Origin of the sequence: Allobosea sp., from assembly GCF_036675845.1 — a bacterium.
Classification (GTDB): Bacteria; Pseudomonadota; Alphaproteobacteria; order Rhizobiales; family Beijerinckiaceae; genus Allobosea.
Map to the genome: position 1 here is coordinate 1 of NZ_JAKFED010000030.1, position 15,163 is coordinate 15,163.

General features: G+C 67.8%; 15 protein-coding genes. 8 read left to right on the forward strand and 7 right to left on the reverse strand.

Annotation, left to right across the window (positions count from 1 at the left end; genetic code table 11):
* Positions 1 to 573, reverse strand: a 573-nt coding sequence (locus V6M56_RS02265; protein ID WP_332680951.1) for an aspartate-semialdehyde dehydrogenase, incomplete at its 3' end; no start/stop codon positions are given.
* Positions 574 to 1,048: 475 nt separating this feature from the next.
* Between V6M56_RS02265 and V6M56_RS02270 the strand changes: the two genes are divergently transcribed.
* Together V6M56_RS02270 and V6M56_RS02275 are read left to right on the forward strand one after the other, a co-directional pair.
* On the forward strand, positions 1,049 to 2,122 hold the full coding sequence (locus V6M56_RS02270) for a hypothetical protein (RefSeq protein ID WP_332680952.1): 1,074 nt from the start codon (positions 1,049 to 1,051) through the stop codon (positions 2,120 to 2,122).
* A gap of 121 nt (positions 2,123 to 2,243) precedes the next feature.
* Positions 2,244 to 2,546 carry a hypothetical protein gene (locus V6M56_RS02275; RefSeq protein WP_332680953.1) on the forward strand — a complete coding sequence of 101 codons (303 nt, stop codon included), beginning with the start codon at positions 2,244 to 2,246 and terminating at the stop codon, positions 2,544 to 2,546.
* A 170-nt stretch (positions 2,547 to 2,716) separates the two neighbouring features.
* Here the strand turns inward: V6M56_RS02275 and V6M56_RS02280 are convergent, their stop codons facing one another.
* The 3 genes from V6M56_RS02280 to V6M56_RS02290 all read right to left on the reverse strand — a co-directional run bounded on the left by V6M56_RS02280 (position 2,717) and on the right by V6M56_RS02290 (position 6,271).
* Positions 2,717 to 4,153, reverse strand: a complete 1,437-nt coding sequence (locus V6M56_RS02280) for a homospermidine synthase (protein ID WP_332680954.1) — start codon at positions 4,151 to 4,153, stop codon at positions 2,717 to 2,719.
* Between the two features lie 205 nt (positions 4,154 to 4,358).
* Positions 4,359 to 4,895, reverse strand: coding sequence for a GNAT family N-acetyltransferase (locus V6M56_RS02285; RefSeq protein WP_332680955.1), 537 nt, complete (start codon positions 4,893 to 4,895; stop codon positions 4,359 to 4,361).
* 230 nt (positions 4,896 to 5,125) lie between these two features.
* Positions 5,126 to 6,271, reverse strand: coding sequence for a type III PLP-dependent enzyme (locus V6M56_RS02290; RefSeq protein WP_332680956.1), 1,146 nt, complete (start codon positions 6,269 to 6,271; stop codon positions 5,126 to 5,128).
* Positions 6,272 to 6,948: 677 nt separating this feature from the next.
* On the opposite strand from V6M56_RS02290, the gene V6M56_RS02295 reads away from it, so the two are divergent.
* Positions 6,949 to 8,532: an OpgD/OpgG family glucan biosynthesis protein gene (locus V6M56_RS02295; protein ID WP_332680957.1), complete on the forward strand. Its 1,584-nt coding sequence runs from the start codon at positions 6,949 to 6,951 to the stop codon at positions 8,530 to 8,532.
* Between the two features lie 140 nt (positions 8,533 to 8,672).
* Here the strand turns inward: V6M56_RS02295 and V6M56_RS02300 are convergent, their stop codons facing one another.
* Complete coding sequence (locus V6M56_RS02300; protein ID WP_332680958.1) at positions 8,673 to 9,101, reverse strand: RidA family protein; 429 nt, start codon at positions 9,099 to 9,101, stop codon at positions 8,673 to 8,675.
* Between the two features lie 242 nt (positions 9,102 to 9,343).
* Here V6M56_RS02300 and V6M56_RS02305 point away from each other — a divergent pair, with 242 nt between their 5' ends.
* Entirely contained in the window at positions 9,344 to 10,018 is a 675-nt protein-coding gene (locus tag V6M56_RS02305; RefSeq protein ID WP_332680959.1) for an AprI/Inh family metalloprotease inhibitor, read from the forward strand.
* Here V6M56_RS02305 and V6M56_RS02310 read toward each other — a convergent pair.
* Entirely contained in the window at positions 10,008 to 10,625 is a 618-nt protein-coding gene (locus tag V6M56_RS02310) for a GNAT family N-acetyltransferase (RefSeq protein WP_332680960.1), read from the reverse strand. The genes V6M56_RS02305 and V6M56_RS02310 overlap by 11 nt on opposite strands.
* Before the next feature lie 153 nt (positions 10,626 to 10,778).
* Positions 10,779 to 10,901 carry a hypothetical protein gene (locus V6M56_RS02315; RefSeq protein ID WP_332680961.1) on the reverse strand — a complete coding sequence of 41 codons (123 nt, stop codon included), beginning with the start codon at positions 10,899 to 10,901 and terminating at the stop codon, positions 10,779 to 10,781.
* Between the two features lie 145 nt (positions 10,902 to 11,046).
* Between V6M56_RS02315 and zapE the strand changes: the two genes are divergently transcribed.
* The 4 genes from zapE to sucC all read left to right on the forward strand — a co-directional run.
* Complete coding sequence (gene zapE / locus V6M56_RS02320) at positions 11,047 to 12,225, forward strand: cell division protein ZapE (protein ID WP_332680962.1); 1,179 nt, start codon at positions 11,047 to 11,049, stop codon at positions 12,223 to 12,225.
* A 5-nt stretch (positions 12,226 to 12,230) separates the two neighbouring features.
* A complete protein-coding gene (locus V6M56_RS02325) occupies positions 12,231 to 12,830 on the forward strand; it encodes a TetR/AcrR family transcriptional regulator (RefSeq protein ID WP_332680963.1) in 600 nt (199 codons plus the stop codon).
* 246 nt (positions 12,831 to 13,076) lie between these two features.
* On the forward strand, positions 13,077 to 14,039 hold the full coding sequence (mdh, locus tag V6M56_RS02330) for a malate dehydrogenase (protein WP_332680964.1): 963 nt from the start codon (positions 13,077 to 13,079) through the stop codon (positions 14,037 to 14,039).
* 92 nt (positions 14,040 to 14,131) lie between these two features.
* Positions 14,132 to 15,163: ADP-forming succinate--CoA ligase subunit beta (gene sucC, locus V6M56_RS02335; RefSeq protein ID WP_332680965.1), on the forward strand; the 1,032-nt coding region annotated here is incomplete at its 3' end.

The following is a 15,163-nucleotide window of genomic DNA, read 5'->3' on the forward strand; positions in this document are numbered from 1 at the left end:
GCGCTTGGAGAACTTCTTGGCGGCGACCTCGCCGGCCGAGAACACGGCGCGGGTCTGGTTGAAGAGCTCGTCCATGCCCTCCTTGCCGGCGCCGGAGACCGACTGATAGGTCGAGACGACGACGCGCTTGACCTTGAAGCGGTCATGCAACGGCTTCAGCGCCACGACGAGCTGCGCGGTCGAGCAGTTCGGGTTGGCGATGATGTTCATCTTGGTGAAGCCGGCGGCGGCGGCGGCGTTCACTTCGGGCACGATCAGCGGCACGTCGGGATGCATGCGCCAGGCCGAGGAATTGTCGATCACGACGCAGCCCTGCGCGCCGATCTTCGGCGACCATTCCTTGGAGACGGCGCCGCCGGCCGACATCAGGCAGATGTCGGTGTCGGAGAAATCGTAATGGTCGAGCGCCTTCACCTTCAGCGTCCTGTCGCCGAAGGAGACCTCGGTGCCGATCGAGCGCTGCGAGGCGAGCGCCACGACCTCGCTGACGGGGAAGGCCCGCTCGGCCAGGATGTCGAGCATCTCATGGCCCACATTGCCCGTGGCGCCGACTACCGCGACCTTGAAGCTCATTTCAGGAATTCCTTCTGGCGAAACCGGTTCAGCCTCCCCGGGGAAGGCCTTCACCGCTTTTTCGATCGCGGTTCCGGCCATTGACCCCGGCCGGGGGGGAGAACCCGGAATCGAGGCGAAGCGTCAGCGCAGCGTCCGGGTTTTCCCGGTCGCCGTCTCGGTCGTGCGTTTCGTCGTCGGACGGAAGGTCACAGAGCCAATCCAGAGCTGATCGTCATCGCGGAGCCGGAAGGATAGCACATTCCAGCGGGCTTTCCCAAACACCGGCGCCGGCGAAATGTCAATCGGCGGAAAGCCGGGGCCGGGCCAAAAAGCCTGCATTAACCCTGCATCCTTACCCGGCATTGACCCTGTTTCCCGATCGCCGCCGCACGGTAACGAGCCGCTGACGGAGCGCAGCCGAAGCTGCCGGCGGGTGAGGAAGAGGGAGCGGGCGCCGATACCGCCTGCGACCGCAATAGGTCGGGTTCGTGCCGTGTCCGGGGACATCATAACCGCCATTCGCGAATGGCTGCTGGCCGCCATGTCGCGCCTGCGCCGTCCGGCGCCGGCTGGCGACGCCGGGCCGGGGCCGCGGAAGAAGCACCTCGACCCTGTCGCTTTGCTGATCGACTGCGCCGACGCGGTCGAGGCGGGCTTTTCCGCGCTCGCCCGTGCCGTTCGCCGCCATGCGCGCTCGGGCGCCTTCGGGCTGACCCGCGGCCTGATCTGGCGCGGCGCCGCGGCCGCCACCGGCATCGGGCTGACCGCGACGCTGGTCGCCGGGCTCTCCTCCGGTGAGCCGGAAGCGGCTCTGCCGAGCCTGTCGACGATGACGCCGGTCGAGGCGCCGGCGATCCGCGATGTGCGCGTCCAGGCCGCGCCGTCCGCCTTCGGCCAGGATGGCTGGATCAATGTGACGCGGCCGATCGCGCTGTTCGGCCTGGAAACGCCGGAGCTCGGCCGGCGCACCGGCTATGAGGCGCGCCGCAACCAGCAGGGCTCGCAGCGCGAGGACATGCTGAGCTTCGGCGAGTTCGGCGACGGCAAGCCGTTCCTGGCGCTGAAGTTCCGGGTCAACCGCGAGGGCGAGGGGCAGGGTGCCCCGGCCGGGCTGTCGCAGCCCTTCGTCATCGCCCTGGTGCGCGAAAGCGCGGCGCGCGGCCTCTCCGTCGGGCGCAGCGGCGCGGCGACGCCGATCGAGACCAAGTTCGGCCTGGTCGAGACCGCCGATATCGGGCTGGGCGACGGCACGGTCAATCGCGCCTGCATCGGCTTTCGCCATCTCGACGGCGCGGCGCATCTTTCCTTCTCGGGCTGGTGGTGCGGCGGCGAGGCCAAGGCGCCCGACCGGGCGCAGCTGACCTGCATGCTCGACCGGATCGACCTGCTCAGTGCCGGCGACGACCAGGAATTGCGGGCGATCTTCGCGCGTACCGAGCTCAACCGCCGGCAGGGCTGCTCGGTGCCGCGCCTGGCGGCGAGTGGACGCAAGGGCTCCTGGCTCGATGCGGACGGCAAGGCGCCGGCCCTGAAGACGGCCTCCGGCAAGCCGGGAAATCCGCGGTAACGGCCTCGTTATCGCAGCTCGCCCTGGCAAGGCGCAACAAAAGCATTAACTCTGGCGTTGTACCGTTGCGTCACCGATTGGACATCAGCCCCTGCGGGGCCGCCGCCTCAGGAGACCTTCCATGCGTTCGCTTTCGCGCCTTGCCGCAGGCCTTGCCATCTCGCTCGCCGCCGTGCCGTTTGCGGCCTCGCTGGCCGAGGCGCAGGAGCGGCGGCCGCTGCGCATCACCGTGCAGAAGCGCAGCTATTTCGACGCCGGCAATGTCGTCGCCGTCGGCAGCATGAACCGCTATGCGACGCAGAATGTCATCGCCAGCCCCGTCTACGCCGCTTCCGGCGAGCTCTATGGCGAGGGCACCTTGCCGCCGCGGATCGGCGCCGGCGCCAATCCCTTCGCCAACAGCTTCTCGACGCCGGGCCGCTGAGCCAGGCGCGAGGCTGTCGAACGCGAAAGGCCCGCCGGGAGGCGGGCCTTTTTTTTTGTTGGCATCACGTCCGGGCTCGGGCCGGATGCGGCTCGCCCTGCAGGGAACCTCTTCCGGCCTGGGATTCCCGGGTCTTCCTGTGGTCGCCCGGGAATGACGCGCCTGTCTGCTCAGCGCACCAGGATGTTGCGGAACTGCCAGGGATCGGAGCTGTCGATGTCCTCCGGGAACAGGCCCGGCCGGCCGTCGAGCGGCGTCCAGTCGGTGTAGTAGCCGGCGACCGGGCCGAGGTAGGGCTGCTGGATCTCGAGGCAGCGGTCGACGTCCATCTCCTCGACCTCGACGATGCCCGCGCGCGGGTTCTCCAGCGCCCAGACCATGCCGGCGAGCACCGCAGAAGTCACCTGCAAGCCGGTCGCGGTCTGGTAGGGCGCCAGGGTGCGCGCCTCGTCGGTCGAGAGCTGCGATCCGAACCAGTAGGCGCCTTTCGCGTGGCCGTAGAGCAGCACGCCGAGCTCGTCGATGCCGTCGACAACCTCGTTTTCCTCGAGGATGTGGTGCTCGGTCTGCGGACGGCCGGCATTGCCGAACATCTCGTGCAGCGAGAGCACGGCGTCGTTGGCCGGATGATAGGCGTAGTGGCAGGTCGGCCGGTAGACCGCCTTGCCGCTGTCGTCGCGCACGGTGAAATAATCAGACAGCGAGATCGACTCGTTGTGCGTGACGAGGAAGCCGTATTGCGGGCCGGGCGTCGGGCACCAGCTCCTGACCTTGGTCTCGGCACCGGCCTGCAGCAGATAGATCGCAGCCTGCGATCCGGTCTCATGCGTGTAGGCGTTCTCCGGCATCCAGCGTTCATGGGTGCCCCAGCCCAGCTCGGAGGGCTGCAGGGCTTCCGAGATGAAGCCTTCGACCGACCAGGTGTTGACGAAGACGCCCGGCGGCTTGGGATTGCGCGAGCGTTGCGTGTCGCGCTCGGCGATATGGATGCCCTTGACGCCGGCATGCTGCATCAGCGCGGCCCACTCCTCGCGGGTGGTCGGCTCGGGCAGGTTCAGGCGCAGGTCGGAGGCGAGGTTGAGCAGGGCCTTCTTGGCCAGCCAGGAAGCCATGCCGGGATTGGCGCCGCAGCACGAGACGGCCGTCGTCGAACCCGGCGCGCGGGCGCGTTTGGCGGCGAGCGTCATCTCGCGCAGCGCGTAGTTCGAGCGCTCGGCCGGGCCCTTGCTCTGGTCGAAATAGAAGCCGAGCCAGGGCTCGTTGACCGTATCGATATAGAGGGCTCCGAGGCTGGAGCAGAATTCCATCAGGTCGCGCGAGCCTGTGTCGCAGGACAGGTTGACGCAAAAACCCTGGCCGCCGCCTGCGGTCAGCAGGGGTTCGAGCATGGACTTGTAGTTCTCGAGCGTCACGGCTTCCTGGATGAAGCGGATGCCGCGTTCGTCCAGAAGGGCCCGGTTGTCATCGTCGGGCGCGATCACCACGAACCGGCTCTTGTCATATTTGAAATGCCGCTCGATCAGCGGCAGCGTCCCGCGGCCGATCGAGCCGAAGCCGATCATCACGATCGGTCCGCTGATCTCGCCGTGTACGGGCCAATCCATCATTCTTTTCAACTCCTGGGTGGTCTGGTTGCAGATGAGCGCAGGCTGGTATGGCCCCCGCATCCTTGCGTCAATGCCGGCGGCTCATTCGTCGCCGTGGCTGAAGGGCGGGCGCCTGCCGCCATGGCTTGCGCCCGCTCGCGCGGCCAGGGCTGCCCGTCCTCATGACGCGGCTTGATGACGGATCGACTACGGTGCGGCGGAACGTTCAGGCGGCGCGACGTCGAAGCCCGCCCGTTCCCTCGGTCGCGACGAGCGTCCCCGCGGGGCGCAGCAGGCCGCTGACGCCGTCGAGCGCGCCCGGGCGAAGCTCGAGCCCGAGGAAACGCTCGCGTTCGACCGGGCCGGGCATGGCGAGCCCGGCCATCGGCGCGGCGCTGAAGCCGAAGCGCTGGTAATAGGGCGCGTCGCCGACGAGCAGGATCGCGCCGTGACCGAGGGCGGCGGCACGCCCGATCGCCTCGCGCATCATCGTTCCGCCCAGCCCCTCGCCCTGCAATTCGGGCGCGACCGCGAGCGGGCCGAGCAGCAGCGCCGGCCGGCCATCGGCCTCGACATGCCAGAGCCGGACGGTGGCGATGACGGCGCCATCGCGCTCGGCGGTCAGCGCCAGGCCCTGCGCCGGCAGGCGGCCCTCGCGCAGGCGCTCGCTCGATTTGGCGGAGCGGCGCTCGCCGAGGCAGCGGTCGAGCAAGAGCTCGCGGGCCGCGACATCGGCGGCGATTTCCTCGCGAATCGTGATCATGGCGCACCTCCGGCCGGAGCGTCCGCGCCTTCGCGGACCTTCCCGGCGCCGCGCGAACGCGGCCTCTACGTCAGGGGGATGGGAAACTGGGTCCGGCGGGAGCCACGTCCGCGCCCTCCATTCTGGAGGCGCAGGCGCTCCGCCCGGTTTCCCGGGCGGCCTGCCGATCATGGCAGGGCGCTTCGCCGGACCCGATATCCAGGGGGCGGCTTGCCGCCCCCGTTTCGACGTCAGATGACGTACTGCTTCAGCGGCGGGAAGCCGTTGAAGGCGACGGCCGAATAGGTCGTCGTATAGGCGCCGGTGCCCTCGATCAGGACGCGGTCGCCGATCTCCAGGCTGAACGGCAGCATGTACGGCGTCTTCTCGTACAGCACGTCGACCGAATCGCAGGTCGGGCCGGCCAGCACGCAAGGCACCGTCGCATCGCCGTCGCGCTGCGTGCGGATCGGATAGCGGATCGCCTCGTCCATCGTCTCGGCCAGCCCGTTGAACTTGCCGATGTCGAGATAGACCCAGCGAACCGCGTCGTCCTCGCTCTTCTTCGAGATCAGAACGACCTCGGCCTCGATCAGCCCCGCCTCGCCGACCATGCCGCGGCCGGGCTCGATGATGGTCTCCGGCAGGCGGTTGCCGAAATGCTTCGACAGCGCCTGGAAGATCGCATCGCCATAGGCCGGCACGCCCGGGATCGGTCGCAGATAGCGCGCCGGGAAGCCGCCGCCGAGATTGACCATCGACAGCGCAAGACCGCGGGTGGCGCACTCCTTGAACACGGCGGAGGCCGAGGCCAGCGCCGAATCCCAGGCGTTCACGTTCGCCTGCTGCGAGCCGACATGGAACGAGATGCCGTAAGCGCGCAGACCGTTGCGATGGCCATGCTCGAGCACGTCCGCGGCCATTTCGGGCACGCAGCCGAACTTGCGCGAGAGCGGCCAGTCGGCGCCGGCGCCGTCGCAGAGGATGCGGCAGAAGATGCTCGCATCCTGCGATCCGGTCGCCTTGGCCGCACGGACGATCTTGTCGACTTCCGCGACGCAGTCGACAGCGAACAGGCGCACGCCGAGTTCCATCGCGCGGGCGACGTCGCGCTCCTTCTTGATGGTGTTGCCGAAGGAGATGCGGTCCGCCGTGGCGCCGGCCGAGAGTGCGAGCTCGATCTCGACGACCGAGGCGCAATCGAAGCAGGAGCCGAGCTTGGCCAGCAGGCGCAGCACTTCCGGCGCCGGGTTCGCCTTGACCGCGTAGAAGACGCGGGTGTCCGGCAGCGCCCGGGAGAAGGCGACATAGTTCTCGCGCACGACCTCGAGGTCGATCACGACGCAGGGACCATCCTCGCGGCGGTCGCGCAGAAATCCACGGATGCGCTCGGTCATGAGACGCTTCTCCTCTTCGGCGCAAGCGGCGCCGATACGACGTGTAGCCGGTTGAAACGTTCGCGATCCGAGGCGCGATGGAGACGCCAAGGACTGCGGACGAAACGTCCGGACCCGAAAAACACCGTCGATTGGGAGATTAGCCCCGCACGCCCGGCAATGAAGGACAAGCCTCTTCGGTGCCAGCCTTTGGAGGGCTGACGAGACCAAAAAAGCCCGCTCCGTCGTTGCTTTAAGCTACGTCCCCCGTGGAGATTCGGGGTTCGCCGGTTTCGCCTCCGGCTGCCAGTCGCTGTTCGGGAGCGGCCCTCTTGCGAAGACCGGGAGCGTGATTTGAGGGGATATCCATCCCCCTCCATCCGTTTCCCATCCCTGGCGGCTGTCCGGCCTCTTGTCCGGATGCCCACCGACCGGCACGCGGCCACAGGCACGTGCGAATTGGGTGACCCCCATATACGGATGGGTGACCCGCGCTTCAAGTTTTTTCTTACGCCCGGAAGCGGGTTTTTTAGCGAACGCGGCTAAGGATTCCGCCATGGCGGCGACGCGGGGAAGCAGCGGCCTTTCGCGACCATCCGCCCGGGCCGCGCCTACGCCCTAGACCAGCCCCATTTCATCGCCTAAGTCGTTGCGGGAAAGCGCCTTCGGGCGCCGCGTAGACGGGGCAAGCTTCGACCATGATCGTGACCGACCGCCGCCGGCTTCTGGCCGGGCTGAGCGCAGCGCTGTGCGCCACCGCCGCGCCGCAGGCGCTTCTGGCCCAGCAGCCGGAGGCGCAGGGCACCCCGCCACAGCCACGCTTCGGTTTCGAGGAGGTGGTACGCCGCGCCCGCGAAATCTCGGCCGCGCCCTTCGAGATCGGGCCGAGCCTGCCGGAGGCGCTGACCCGGCTCGATTTCGACGCCTGGCGCGAGATCCGCTTCCGGCCCGAGAAGGCGATGCTCGCCCAGTCGGGCTCGGGCTTCCGCCTGCAGATGTTCCATCCCGGCTTCCTCTTCACCCGGCCGGTGACGGTCAACGTCATTCGCGAGGGGGTGCCGATGCCGGTGCCCTATTCGGCGAACCTGTTCGACCAGGGGCGCACCAAGTTCGACAAGCCGCTGCCGGTCAATCTCGGCTTCGCGGGCTTTCGCCTGCATTATCCGCTGAACGATCCGCGCATCTTCGACGAGCTGATCTCCTTCATCGGCGCGAGCTATTTCCGCGTGCTCGGCCGCGGCCAGCGCTACGGGCTCTCGGCGCGTGGCCTCGCCATCGGCGCCGGGGTGCGCGACGGCGAGGAGTTCCCGACCTTCCGCGAGTTCTGGATCGAAACGCCGGCGGCCAATGCCGAGCGCATCACGATCTACGCGCTGCTCGATTCGCCCTCGACCACCGGCGCCTATCGCTTCATCGTCTATCCCGGCCAGGACAGCGTGCTCGACGTCTCGGCCACCTTGTTCGCGCGCCGGCGCATCGAGCGCCTCGGCCTGGCGCCGCTGACCTCGATGTTCTTCACCGGCGAGAACGACCGGCGCTTCCATGACGATTTCCGCACCGAGCTGCATGATTCCGACGGGCTGATGATCCATTCCGGCAGCGGCGAATGGATCTGGCGGCCGCTGCGCAACCCGCGCGAGCAGGCTTCGTCCTATTTCGTCGAGCGCAATGTCCGGGGCTTCGGCCTGATCCAGCGCGACCGCGTCTTCGAGCACTATCAGGACCTCGATCTCGCCTATGAGTTGCGGCCGTCCTACTGGATCGAGCCGCAGGGCGACTGGGGCGAGGGCCATGTCGAGCTGATCGAGCTGCCGACGACCGACGAGACCAACGACAATGTCGTCGCGCTCTGGGCGCCGAAGAATCCGGTCGAGCCCGGCCGCGAGTTCAGCTTCCGCTACAAGCTCACCGCGATGCTCGACGCCGACGAACTGCATCCGGGCGGGCGGGCGATCAACACCTACCAGGCACGGCCGAAGGCGCTGGGCTCGGGCGAGCCGGTGCCGGACGGGGCGCGGCGCTTCATCATCGACTTTTCCGGCGGCGATCTCGCCTTCCATCTCAACCAGCCGGAGAAGGTCGAGATCGTGCCCTCGATCTCGAACGGGCGGATCGTGCGCGCCTTCATCGTGCCGAACCGCAAGACGGACGGCTTCCGCGCCTTCTTCGACATCGTCGTCGAGCCCGGCCAGATGGCCGATCTGCGCGCCTTCCTGCGCAGCGGCGACAAGGCGCTGACCGAGACCTGGACCTATCCCTGGCGCGCGCCGGAGCCGGCCTGAAGCCGCCTCGCTTCGGCTGCGATCCCGGAGCATGCAGCCCTGGCTCGGAACCGCCGTCATCCCGGGCTTGCCCCGTGATCCATCGTAGAGTTCCTGAGCCCCGGGATGACAGGGTGCCTTCTGGAAATCCGCTGCGTGCTTTAGAATTTCGGGGCGGTGATGCCGCGCGCCGGCTTTCGCCGCTTTTCGGGGGCTGCGGCGACGACTTCGATCTCGACCTTGAATTCGGGCAGGGTGAAGCCGGAAACCACCATCAGCGTCGAGGCCGGCGGCGGCGTGCCGACATGGGCGTCGCGCGATTCCATATAGCCCTTCATATGGGCGCGGTCGGTCACATAGGCGTTGATCCGGACGATGTCGGCAAGCGTCATGCCTGCCTCGGCCAGGATCGCGGCGATGTTGGCGAAGCAGAGATCGGCCTGCTCCCGGGCGCGTTCGGGGATCGTGCCGTCGGCGGCGATGCCAAGCTGGCCGGAGCAGAAGACCAGGCGCTGGCCGGCCGGGACCTCGGCGCCATGGCTGTAGCGGGCGAAGGGGACGCGAATCGAAGAGGGCGAGAGCGGCTTCATCGGCTGTTCCGGACTGTCGGTTGCGGCGGTTCTGCCATGCCCCGCCCGTTGATGAAATGGCGAGATTGCTTGACCTGAGCGCTTTTTGCCGCCTTGAACGTGGTCATGCCATGTTCAGGCGTGAGATTTAGGATGGCGGGAGTGGCCAAGTCGGCGGTCGAGCCGAGGGCCGAGCAATCGAGATGACAAAGATGAATCCGAAGACTCTTCCCCTGCCGGCCCTTCCTTGGCCGCGCCTTGCCTTGCCGCGTCTGCTGCGGCTGGCGGGCCTGCTGCCGGTGCTCGGGCTGGCGGCCTGTGCCGGCTCGCAGCGCTTTTCCGGCCCCGGGCCCGGTTCGATGGCGGGGCGCGGACCGGTCTACAGCGAGCCGCTCCAGCCGGCGCCGCCGATTTCCTCCGCGCCGATCACGGCCGAGCCGCTGCCGCCGCCGGGGGGCTATCCGGCGGCCTCGGCGCCGCCGGTCGGAGGCGGGGCGGGGATGCCCGCGCCCGGCGATCCGTTCTTCGATCCTCAGGCGGCGGCGCAGGGGCAGCAGCCGGTCGAGCGCGTGATCGAGACGCCGCCGGGGCAGCGCGGCCAGGTCGCCAACGCCAATCCCAGCTCAACCCCGGGGCCGGCACGCGGCGGTGTCGGCTCGCGCGACGGCGTCGTCGGCAACTGGACGGCGCAGGAGGCGACGGGCGGTTCCTGCAAGGTGCAGCTCTCGAGCTCGCCTTCGCTCGATCTCTACCGCGCCAGCGCCAGTGGCTGCTCGAACCGCGAATTGCAGCAGGTCAACGCCTGGGACTACCGCAACGGCGAGGTCTATCTCTATCAGCGGGGCGGTTCGGTGGTGGCGCGCCTGCGCGTCGCCAGCGGCGGCGCGATGAACGGGGCCGTGACCAAGTCGGGCGCAGCGCTCTCGCTCAACCGCTGAGCGCCGCGCCGAACAGGGCTGGCTGCTGCCAGAACCGGCGCTGCAGCGCCAGCGACAAGGTCGCGAAGCCCTGGGCGTGGTTGAGCGCTTCGTCGAGTAGGGTGAAGGGCGTCGGCGCGCCGGTGGCGATCCGGCATTCGACATCGCCGTAGCCGGGCACCAGCTCCGCCTTGAACTTGCGGGCGAGATTGCGCATCGCCGTGTTCTCGGGCAGGCAGGTCAGGTAGAGCGTGCTGATGCTGCGATTGCGGGCGGCGGTGACCAGGCGCCCGAACAGCGCCTCGCCGATGCCGCGCCGGCGCCATTGCTTCTCGACGCTGAAGGCGGCCTCGCCGGTCTGGACGACGATGTCCTCGAGCCCGCGCAACTCGGCGGCGCCGCGGACCTCGCCGGCCTCGACATAGGCATAGACCAGCCCGCCGATGCCGAAGGTCGTCTCGGCATAGTTGACGAGCGCGTCATCATTGACGGCGGTGCCGAAGCGCTCGCGCCTCGTCGCGGCGTCGAGGCGCAGCAGATGGGCGGTGAAGAGGTCGCGCTCGGTCGGCCAGAGACGCCTGACCTCGCCGCGGCTAGCTTTCGCGCCAGGTTTTATCGATCGGTTCAATTGCAGCTCCTGATTTCGCGCCGATGCGACGCAGCCGACCAGGAGGCGTGTCTTCCCTAACGCGTCGAAGATGCGCTTGCGATCCTGGATTGCAAGAGGCAGGATTGCGGCAATTTACGGCTATAAGCCCAGAAAGCAGGCCGGTTTTTCGCCTCAGAGCCAGATCGGGACGACCAAGGCCGCCAGCGCCAGGCCGAGCAGGACGTTGAGCAGGCGCCATTGCCAGGGCCGGCGCAGCAGGCGCGCCAGGAGCAGGCCTTCGCGATCACGCTGCACCTGTCGCGCTCGGGCCGAGGGCGGCCGCCGAACTTGCCCGCCATCTGCGCGGCGGGCTGCTCCATAGCCTGCGGGCGTGCGGGAGGCTTGCAGGCGCGGCGACGCTGCCGTAACCGTCAGGCGCCCTTCCTCTGCCGCGCAGACCATGCCCGCCACGCTTCCCGAACGCTATGCCGCCCTTGTCGAATCCGGCGCGATCGAGCGCGACCCGGCGCAGGTCGCGGTCGTCAGGCGCCTGCAGGCGCTGACCGAGACGCTCGCCAGCCGCCGGCTGGCGAAGAAGAGCAGCGCGCTGGGCTGGCTCTTCGGCAGCCGCCAGCCGCCGCCGGAGGCGGCCAAGGGGCTCTACATCTGGGGCTCGGTCGGCCGCGGCAAGACCATGCTGATGGACATGTTCTACGAGGCCGTGCCGCTGGCCACGCGCCGGCGCGTGCATTTCCATGCCTTCATGGCCGATGTGCATGAGCGCATCCACGCCTATCGCCAGGAGCTCAAGACCGGCAGGGTCAAGGAACCGGACCCGATCGGCCCGGTCGCGGCCGATCTCGCGGCCGAGGCGACCCTGCTCTGCTTCGACGAATTCACCGTCACCGACATCGCCGATGCGATGATCCTCGGCCGGCTGTTCACCGCCCTTTTTGCGGCCGGCGTCGTCGTCGTCGCGACCTCGAACGTCGAGCCGTCGCGACTCTATGAGAACGGCCTCAACCGCGCGCTCTTCCTGCCCTTCATCGCGCTTCTCGCCAGCAAGGTCGAGGTGATCCGCCTCGACGCGCGCACCGATTTCCGGCTGGAGAAGCTCGGCGGCGCGCCGACCTATCATGTCCCGGCCGATGCGGCGGCGAAGGCGGCGCTCGACAAGGCCTTCACGCGGCTTTCCGGCGCCGCGCAGGGCACGCCGGTGACGATCGAGATCAAGGGGCATGAGCTGAAGCTGCCGCAGGCCGCCGCCGGCGTGGTGCGGGCGAGCTTCGCCGATCTCTGCGCCCAGGCCTATGGCGCTTCCGACTATCTCGCTCTGGCGCAGCGCTTCCACACGCTGGTGCTGGACGAGATCCCGATCATGGAACTCGACCGGCGCAACGAGGCGAAGCGCTTCATCATCCTGATCGACGCGCTCTATGAGAGCCATGTGAAGCTCGTCGCCTCGGCGGCGGCGGAGCCGACCGGGCTCTATGTCGCGCGTTCGGGCCGCGAGGCCTTCGAGTTCGACCGCACCGCCTCGCGACTGATCGAGATGCGCTCGGAGGAATACCTCGCCTTGCCGCATGGCCGCGCCGATTCCGCGGCGAGCGGCGAGACGACCGGGCTCGTGGAGACGTAAAGCCCGTGGTCGCGCGCGAGCCGAGCGAGATCCGCATCCTCTCGGTCGCCAGCGAACATTTGCGCCTGCACGGACTGCGCCGCTTCACCGTGGTTGCGGTGGCGGAAGAGGCTGGCATGACCCATGCCAATGTCTACCGCTATTTCCCGTCGCGGATCGCGCTGGTCGATGCCGTGGTCGATGTCTGGCTCAAGGCGACGGAGCGCCGGCTCGCCGACATCGCCGACGGTCCCGATCCGGCAGACGACAAGCTCGAGCGCCTGATCCTGGCGCTGGCCAAGGCCAATCGCGACCTGCTGCACGAGGACCCGCATCTCTTCTCGGCGCTGTCGCAGGCGGTGGCGAAGCGCCATGCGATCAGCCGGCGCAACCGCACCCGGGTCCGTGCCCTGTTCGAGCGCGTCATCGACGACGGCATCGCCACCGGCGCCTTCGAGCCGCGCGACCGCGAGCGGGCGATCGCCTTCGTGATCGACGCCACCCACCGCTTCATCCATCCGGCGGCGCTTGAACTGGAGGCCGATGTACCCCAGGCTTCCGTCGATGCGCGGCTTTCGACCCTGATCCGGGTTGCGCTGCGGACATTGGCGACCGGCGTGATCTAGAAACCAAAAGAAAATGACATTATTTGTAAAATGTCATTGCCTAGTTTCGCGGCAGAGCGCGCCGCAGGCCCGGCGGCCCAGTTTGTAATGGTTTGATTTCCTTTGCTATTCGCCGGCAAATGGCTGATTTTGGCGCCGGAATTCGCGGATTTCGCCCAATCGGCTTGAGGGTTGCGGCCCGATGCCGGGTTGGGCCAAAGAACCGTCGGTTTTCCGGTTCACGCATTCAAGGACAAGGACTCGGCAATGGCCCGCAAGAAGATCGCCCTCATCGGCGCCGGACAGATCGGCGGCACCCTGGCTCACCTCGCCGGCCTCAAGGAGCTCGGCGACGTCGTGCTGTTCGACATTGCCGAAGGCACCCCGCAGGGCAAGGGCCTCGACATCGCCGAGTCCGCCCCGGTCGACGGCTTCGACGCCGGCTACAAGGGCACCAACAGCTATGAGGACATCAAGGGCGCCGACGTGATCATCGTCACCGCCGGCGTGCCGCGGAAACCCGGCATGAGCCGCGACGACCTGATCGGCATCAACCTCAAGGTGATGAAGTCGGTCGGCGAGGGCATCAAGACCTACGCCCCCAAGGCCTTCGTGATCTGCATCACCAACCCGCTCGACGCCATGGTCTGGGCGCTGCAGAAGTTCTCCGGCCTGAAGCCGAACATGATCTGCGGCATGGCCGGCGTGCTCGATTCGGCCCGCTTCCGCCATTTCCTCGCCGATGAGTTCAAGGTCTCGGTCAAGGACGTCTCGGCCTTCGTGCTCGGCGGCCATGGCGACGACATGGTGCCGCTGGTGCGCTATTCCGGCGTCGCCGGCATCCCGCTGCCCGACCTGGTCAAGATGAAGTGGACGACGCAGGAGCGCCTCGACGCCATCGTCGAGCGCACCCGCAAGGGCGGCGGCGAGATCGTCAACCTGCTCAAGACCGGCTCGGCCTTCTATGCGCCGGCCGCTTCCGCCATCGCCATGGCCGAGAGCTATCTCAAGGACCAGAAGCGCGTGCTGCCGGCGGCCGCCGCGCTCAAGGGCCAGTATGGCGTCAAGGACATGTTCGTCGGCGTGCCGGTGGTGATCGGCGCCAAGGGCGTCGAGCGCGTCGTCAAGATCCGCCTCAACGGCGCCGAGAAGGAGATGCTCGCCAAGTCGGTCGCCTCGGTGCAGAGCCTGATCGACGCCTGCAAGAACGTCGATCCGTCACTGGCGTGAAACAAGGCGAGTGGCGAGATGGCGAATAGGCCGTTCGTCCTGATCCACTCGCCCTTCGCCATTCGTCATTCACGTCCAAGGAATCCGAGCACATGAACATCCACGAATATCAGGGCAAGGCGGTTCTCAAGGAGTTCGGCGCGCCGGTCTCCGCCGGCTTCCCGGCGCTTTCGGTGGCGGAAGCCGTCGAGGCGGCGAAGAAGCTGCCCGGCCCGCTCTATGTGGTGAAAAGCCAGATCCATGCCGGTGGCCGCGGCAAGGGCAAGTTCAAGGAGCTGTCGGCGGAGGCCAAGGGCGGCGTGCGCCTCGCCAAGTCGGTCGACGAAGTCGAGTCCCATGCCAGGGAGATGCTCGGCAATACGCTGGTGACGGCGCAGACCGGCCCGGCCGGCAAGCAGGTCAACCGGCTCTATATCGAGGACGGCTCGGACATCGCCAAGGAGTTCTACCTCTCGGCGCTGGTCGATCGCGAGACCTCGCGCATCGCCTTCGTGGTCTCGACCGAGGGCGGCATGGACATCGAGAAGGTGGCGCATGACACGCCCGAGAAGATCCTGACCTTCTCGGTCGATCCGGCGACCGGGATCATGCCGCATCACGGCCGCACCGTCGCCAAGGCGCTCGGTCTTTCCGGCGACCAGGCCAAGCAGGTGGCAACCGTGCTCGGCCAGATCTACGCGGCCTTCACCGCCAAGGACATGGCGATGCTGGAGATCAACCCGCTGATCGTGACGACGCAGGGCCAGGTCAAGTGCCTCGACGCCAAGGTCTCCTTCGACTCCAACGCGCTCTATCGCCATCCCGAGCTGATGGATCTGCGCGACGAGACTGAAGAAGACGCCAAGGAGATCGAGGCGTCGAAGCACGACCTCGCCTATATCGCGCTCGACGGCACCATCGGCTGCATGGTCAACGGCGCCGGTCTCGCCATGGCGACGCTCGACATCATCCAGCTCTATGGCGAAAGCCCGGCGAACTTTCTCGATGTCGGCGGCGGCGCCTCCGAGGAGAAGGTCACGGCGGCCTTCAAGATCATCACCGCCGACCCGAAGGTGAAGGGCATCCTCGTCAACATCTTCGGCGGCATCATGAAGTGCGACGTCATCGCGCGCGGCGTCATCGCC

What these genes read in the sequence shown, in the direction of transcription:
- V6M56_RS02295 (WP_332680957.1), top strand. Translation starts at nt 6,949, where the DNA reads ATGATCGTGACCGACCGCCGCCGGCTTCTGGCCGGGCTGAGCGCAGCG.
- V6M56_RS02280 (WP_332680954.1), bottom strand. Translation starts at nt 4,153, where the DNA reads ATGATGGATTGGCCCGTACACGGCGAGATCAGCGGACCGATCGTGATG.
- V6M56_RS02275 (WP_332680953.1), top strand. Translation starts at nt 2,244, where the DNA reads ATGCGTTCGCTTTCGCGCCTTGCCGCAGGCCTTGCCATCTCGCTCGCC.
- V6M56_RS02300 (WP_332680958.1), bottom strand. Translation starts at nt 9,101, where the DNA reads ATGAAGCCGCTCTCGCCCTCTTCGATTCGCGTCCCCTTCGCCCGCTAC.
- mdh (WP_332680964.1), top strand. Translation starts at nt 13,077, where the DNA reads ATGGCCCGCAAGAAGATCGCCCTCATCGGCGCCGGACAGATCGGCGGC.
- zapE (WP_332680962.1), top strand. Translation starts at nt 11,047, where the DNA reads ATGCCCGCCACGCTTCCCGAACGCTATGCCGCCCTTGTCGAATCCGGC.
- V6M56_RS02285 (WP_332680955.1), bottom strand. Translation starts at nt 4,895, where the DNA reads ATGATCACGATTCGCGAGGAAATCGCCGCCGATGTCGCGGCCCGCGAG.
- V6M56_RS02290 (WP_332680956.1), bottom strand. Translation starts at nt 6,271, where the DNA reads ATGACCGAGCGCATCCGTGGATTTCTGCGCGACCGCCGCGAGGATGGT.